Source organism: Halorubrum sp. Atlit-26R, from assembly GCF_003666015.1.
In the GTDB taxonomy this organism is placed as follows: domain Archaea; phylum Halobacteriota; class Halobacteria; order Halobacteriales; family Haloferacaceae; genus Halorubrum.
The window spans coordinates 1-1,027 of the sequence record NZ_QPLT01000099.1; the positions used below are offsets into that span (position 1 = coordinate 1).

Consider the following 1,027-nt stretch of genomic DNA (forward strand, 5'->3'; position numbering starts at 1 on the left):
TGAGTGAGTATGTCGGAGAGCTCCGCTGAGTCGTTCCGGTGGTCAAAGCTCTTGACGCTAGTGTTGATCGGGATCATCCCTTCCTTCTCGGGGGCGCTGATCAACCCGACCATTCCCGCGATCCAGCAGACGTTCTCGCACGTGCCGAACTCCGAGACACTGGCACAGCTGGTCAGCACGACGTCCGCGTGGATCGTGATTGTCGTCGCGCCTCTCACAGGATATCTGCTCGACAGGTACGCCCGGAAGCCGATTCTGATCGCCGCGGTCGTCATCTACGGGCTCGGGACGAGCGTCGCGTTCTTCCTCGATTCAATCTACCTGATCCTCGCAACGCGCATCCTCGACGGCATAGCCGTCGGCGCGCTCATGGTGACTGTCCCGACGCTCATTGCGGACTACTACTCGGGCAATCGCCGCGAATCGGTCATGGGGTACTATGGCGCCGTCCAAGCTGGTGGTGGCGCCGTCGCGGCGGTCCTAGGCGGTTACATAGCCGGCTCCCTCGGATGGCGCTACATCTTCCTCGTCTTCGCCGGAGCGCTGCTCTTCGTCCCACCGATCCTCAGTCTTCTACCCGAGCCTAACGTCCAAGAATCACAGAGAGACAACAAGATCAGCCGGCTTGAGGCCATCGCGAAGATTCTTCGTGAGTCGCCGACGAAAGTCATCGCCGGAATCTACTTCCTCGTGCTGTTCGGCATGCTGACGAACAACCTCATCATGATTGAGGTTCCGTACTATCTTCAGGGTTCGCTCGGCGTGAGCGACTCTCAGACCGGGCTGATCATCTCGAGTGTCATGATTGCCGGCGTGGTCATGGCTTCAATGTACGGCCGTATTAAACAGCACTTCCGGCATATTACGCTCGTCACGGTCGGATTCAGTCTCGCGGCGGCGGGCTTCCTGCTGTTCACCTCCGTGGAACTCTTCCCTGTAGTTCTCGTTGGCATCATCGTCGCGGGCGGGATGGGATTCGGGCTGCTACTACCGACGGTGAACGACTGGATCGCGTCGATTGTTCAGG

Annotated in this window: 1 protein-coding gene; it reads left to right on the plus strand. The window is 59.3% G+C overall.

The window, feature by feature from the left end; all coding sequences use genetic code 11:
- Positions 1-9: 9 nt before the first annotated feature.
- A partial coding sequence (locus tag DVK07_RS19515) for an MFS transporter (RefSeq protein WP_147441250.1) occupies positions 10-1,027 on the plus strand: 1,018 nt, incomplete at its 3' end.